Origin of the sequence: Aliidiomarina sp. (genome assembly GCF_047920995.1) — a bacterium.
GTDB lineage: Bacteria > Pseudomonadota > Gammaproteobacteria > Enterobacterales > Alteromonadaceae > Aliidiomarina.
In genome coordinates this window covers 1-4383 of the sequence record NZ_JBLRWZ010000062.1, presented here as the reverse complement: position 1 = coordinate 4383, position 4383 = coordinate 1, and the positions used below count along the sequence as shown (strand labels likewise).

Sequence of the window (4383 nt, the reverse complement as noted above, 5' to 3'; positions counted from 1 at the left end):
CAGAGCTAAATACATCGGGATATTCATTAGAATGAGGGTCCATAACGCACCCCATGAAGATACCAACATAGCGCCTGATTTCTTTGGCTTAAAGTAGATAGATCCTTTTGGTGTGTTGCGGGCAAGTTTGTAGAAAATGATGCCGTATACGCCACACAAAACACCTACTAAGGCAATTGCATAGCGCCAGCCATCATCACCACCAAATGCTAAAGCGATGGCCGGTAGGGTCATTGCCGCTGCAGCAGAACCGAAGTTGCCCCAACCACCATAAATACCCTCAGCTGTACCTACTTGGTGTGCCGGAAACCATTCGCTTACCAAGCGAATGCCAATTACAAAACCGGCACCCACAAAACCAAGCAAAAAGCGGAATATTGCGAGGCTGGTATAGGTGGTAGCAAAGGCGAAACCAATACATAAGAATGCGGAAATAACCAACAGCCAGGCATAAATCAATCGAGGGCCAAGTTTATCAACCAACATACCCACGATAATGCGTGCGGGAATGGTCATTGCCACATTTAGAATAAGTAGGGCTCGCACCTGTGCATCGGTTAAATTAAGGGATATTTGAATCGATGAAAGTAAGGGAGCGTGCGCAAACCAAACGGCGAACGTGAGAAAGAACGCAAACCAAGTAAGGTGAAGTGTTTTGATCTTAGGATCGCGAAAGCGAAACAAGTTCAAGCTAGTGGTAGATGATGCTGACGACATGATGACCTCATTGAAAGTAAGGATTTATCCTGAGAGCATTTTCTGCGCCCTTGAGGATAGCTTGATTGATCTGTATCAATAAGGCTATCTCCTTGTTTTTATTGTGCTTATTGTTTGTACCTAGAAGTAAGTAGTAAGCGCTTAGCGCAAGCGTATGTGTTGCGCGCTGCGTATACCCAAAAATAAGTATGCAAATCATGGCTGGGGGATAGGCCATCGTTGTGGAGGTATCCCATGTGGCTCGCGCAATTTTCAGCGGGAGTTATTATGATGAGGCTATTCCCTGTTCATTCGGTGAGAACTATCCATGGAAGCAACGTTACCTAAAGCTTGGCGAGCGCTCGCAATAGCTACATTAGCGTTTGCAGCAAACTTTTCGGTATGGATACTGTATGCAGTTTTAGCAATCCATATTCAAGAACAGCTGCAACTAAGCGGAATTGAGCTTGGGCTGCTGTTATCTGCGCCAATTGTTTCTGGCGCCCTGCTGCGTATTCCCGTAGGCATCATTTCTGAGTATATCGATGCTCGGAAATTGTGGATTTGGCAGATGCTGCTTACTATTCCAGGCTTGCTGCTATTGCCGTTTATTGAAACCTATTCAGGCTTTCTGTGGGTGGGGCTATGGATTGGTATCAGCGGGATTTCATTTACTCTAGGGGTTCGTTACGTTACCGATTGGTTTTCCCGCAACCAACAGGGGCTAGCGCTCGGCATTTTTGGCGCAGGCAATGCTGGTGCGGCGATATCCTTTGTGCTGTTACCCTTGTTGGTTAATTGGCTAGATTGGCAATGGACAGGGCCTTTTTATGCCGCCGGCTTATTGTTGATGCTGCTTATTTTTGTGGGGTGGGCACCGAAAATACCAAGCTATGTGCCGCGCTATCAACCAGCGTGGCGTAAACAACTTGAGCCGCTTAAAGAAGCGCGCGTATGGCGCTTCAGCCTGTACTATTATTTTGTGTTCGGTAGCTTCGTAGCGCTTATCCTGTGGCTGCCGAGTTACTACATGAAGGCTTATGATCTGAGCTTTAATCAAGCGGTAGCCTTCACACTTTTCTTTGTTACCACATCGAGCATGGTACGCGCGTTGGGCGGTTGGCTAGCTGATCGCTACGGTGGCCAGCTTGTGAATTGGAGTGTGTTCTGGGTATGCTTGGTGTGTTTGTTCTTCCTCAGCTACCCACCCACCACGATGACCATTCACGGGTTAGAGCGTGATGTTGTATTGAACATTGAAATCAACGTTTGGTTATTCACAGTGCTGATTTTTGTGATTGGTATTGCTCAAGGCTTGGGGCGAGCCAGTGTATACAAAGTAATTCACAATCATTATCCAAATCAAATGGGTTCGGTGGGCGGTATGGTTGCCGCTCTCGGTGGTTTGGGTGGCTGCACCTTACCCATATTATTTGGCTTGGCACAAGATTTGCTTGGTATTAGCAGTGGCGCCTTTATGGTGCTGTACGCGGTACTAGCAATCTGCATGACAGTGATGTTCTTTGCAATGCGAGCGGAGCGTTATCAATGTGAATTAACAGCCGCGGCCGCAAATGATTTTTACCAAGAATAACTGAGGGGCAGATTTTGAACGATGATCACATTACAACGATGGCAAAAGAACAGGCGCTAACCGCAATTTTGCGCCAAGCTTTTCGGCCGATGTTCTTATTTGGAGCGCTATTTAGTGTAATAGCTATGGCGCTTTGGGGCTTGGCGCTTGCCGGCAAAATACAGCTGAACGTGTATCACAATGTGATGTTTTGGCATCAGCATGAAATGATTTATGGTTTCGTGGCCGCCATTATCGTTGGTTTCTTACTTACCGCGGTACAAAACTGGACCGGAACTCGAGCAACCCATGGTACACCGTTACTGATACTCAGTGTTGTGTGGCTAGCCGGGCGTTTGCTCATGTTATTCGGCGGTGATCTACCACAAATGCTGGTAGCCATAGTAGATGTTGCGTTTTTGCCGCTGGCGGCATTTATGTTTGGCCGTATTGTGGTGAACGCAGGGCAGCAGAAGAATCTATTCTTTGTACCAATTTTATTATTGCTAGCGGTAAGTAACGCGATTATGCATGCGGGGGTACTACTCGATCAGTTTCACTTTATTAGCTATGGCAGCATGAACGCAGTGTGGCTCGTTACCTTAGTGATGGCTGTGGTGTCGGGGCGCGTGCTGCCAATGTTTACCGCCAACGGTACGGGTACGCCCAAAGTAACGGCTAAACCATGGCTAGATAAGCTAGCGCTAGGTTCTTTGTGGCTTATTTTTATACTGCACTTCTTTATGCTCATCAGTTACATTCCAGCTAAGGCGATGGCGGTGTTATTTGCGTTGGCGGCCTTGGCCAATGCGTTGCGCTTATTGCGCGTGAAAGGGTGGATTGCTTGGCGGGTTCCATTGCTGTGGTCTTTACATATCGCGATCGCCTTTATTCCATTAGGGCTGCTGCTATTTGCACTGCGCTATGCTGGGTTTGCTGTAGGCGCCAGCACCGCTGTGCACGCCTTAACCGCTGGCGCTATGGGTATTATGATTCTTGCCATGATGGCTCGGGTTTCCTTAGGGCATTCGGGTAGGCTATTGCAGCCTAAAGCAGTGATGTCGGTTGCTTTCTTACTTGTTATTTGTGCCGCATTAATGCGGGTTGTGATGGCATCGTGGTTCCCTAGCTTAACGATCACTTGGTATAACGGGTCTATTATCGCGTGGGTAATCGCCTATGCATTATATATCTTGGTATACACGCCTATTTTAACTAAACCACGAGCCGATGGCCGGCCTGGCTAATTGTTAAACCTAGAGAATTGTTAGAATTGTAACGCGGCTTTGATTCATATCAAGCCGCTGGTTTTCTGAACGGCTACACTATCCTTCTAGAGTATCCGCCCTGCTATAGCTTTTGAGAAGTTCAGGGCAGGGTGGATTGCGAATGAGGAGATTGTTATGGCCGTTAAGAGTTCTGCTGCTAGCGCAACGCAAAGCCAGAATGAGTGCAGCGTTGCAGGTAACGCGCAGAAACCACTGGTGTATTCCTGTTCAGGTTGTTCGAATGTGGCGCAACTTGCCAATGATATTGCCGTATGGTTAAGCCGAGAAGGCGTAGCGGAAATGTCATGTATTGCTGGCGTTGGTGGCCATGTGCGCAGTATCGTAAAAACGGCGAAATCAGGGCGGGATATTATTGCCTTAGATGGTTGCCCTTTGGCTTGTGTGAGAAACACCCTTGCTCAACATAACATTGAGCCAAAATGGCACATTGAGCTCACGCGCATGGGCTTAAAGAAAGATAATCAAGAAAACTGTACTCTAGCCGATACGTATCATGCGCTTGATTATGTGTATCAGCAGATTGGTTTAAATCTCCACGAAACACCTAATCCGCTTACCCGCATACCGGGCAATGCGAACGCTTCGGAAGCGTAAGCCTTTGCCAACTTGCATTGGCCGCATCGTATAACAGTAATGTGCCGGCTAGGCTTTCGCCTACGCCCGTAATAATTTTTAAGGCCTCCACTGCCTGCATGGTTCCGATTACCCCTACTACAGGCGCTAACACACCCGCCTCCATGCAGGAAAGCTGCTGATTACCGATTAAATGGCTGTAGCATTGATAACAAGGAGTGCTTGGCTGCATTGGAAATACACTAATTTGCC

5 protein-coding genes are annotated in these 4383 nt (G+C 47.5%); 3 read left to right on the top strand and 2 right to left on the bottom strand.

Annotated elements, in window-relative coordinates; translation table 11 throughout:
• A partial coding sequence (locus tag ACNA7P_RS10945) for an MFS transporter (protein ID WP_416258661.1) occupies positions 1-717 on the bottom strand: 717 nt, incomplete at its 3' end.
• Between the two features lie 307 nt (positions 718-1024).
• Between ACNA7P_RS10945 and ACNA7P_RS10940 the strand changes: the two genes are divergently transcribed.
• From ACNA7P_RS10940 to ACNA7P_RS10930, 3 genes are all read left to right on the top strand, one after another.
• The gene (locus ACNA7P_RS10940) at positions 1025-2290 is read left to right on the top strand and encodes an MFS transporter (RefSeq protein WP_416258660.1); all 1266 of its coding nucleotides are present in this window, start codon (positions 1025-1027) and stop codon (positions 2288-2290) included.
• Positions 2291-2304: 14 nt separating this feature from the next.
• Positions 2305-3516, top strand: a complete 1212-nt coding sequence (locus tag ACNA7P_RS10935; protein WP_416258659.1) for an NnrS family protein — start codon at positions 2305-2307, stop codon at positions 3514-3516.
• A gap of 156 nt (positions 3517-3672) precedes the next feature.
• Positions 3673-4152: a putative zinc-binding protein gene (locus ACNA7P_RS10930; RefSeq protein ID WP_416258658.1), complete on the top strand. Its 480-nt coding sequence runs from the start codon at positions 3673-3675 to the stop codon at positions 4150-4152.
• Here the strand turns inward: ACNA7P_RS10930 and ACNA7P_RS10925 are convergent.
• The coding region (locus ACNA7P_RS10925; RefSeq protein WP_416258657.1) for a ThiF family adenylyltransferase at positions 4112-4383 on the bottom strand (272 nt) is incomplete at its 5' end. The genes ACNA7P_RS10930 and ACNA7P_RS10925 overlap by 41 nt on opposite strands.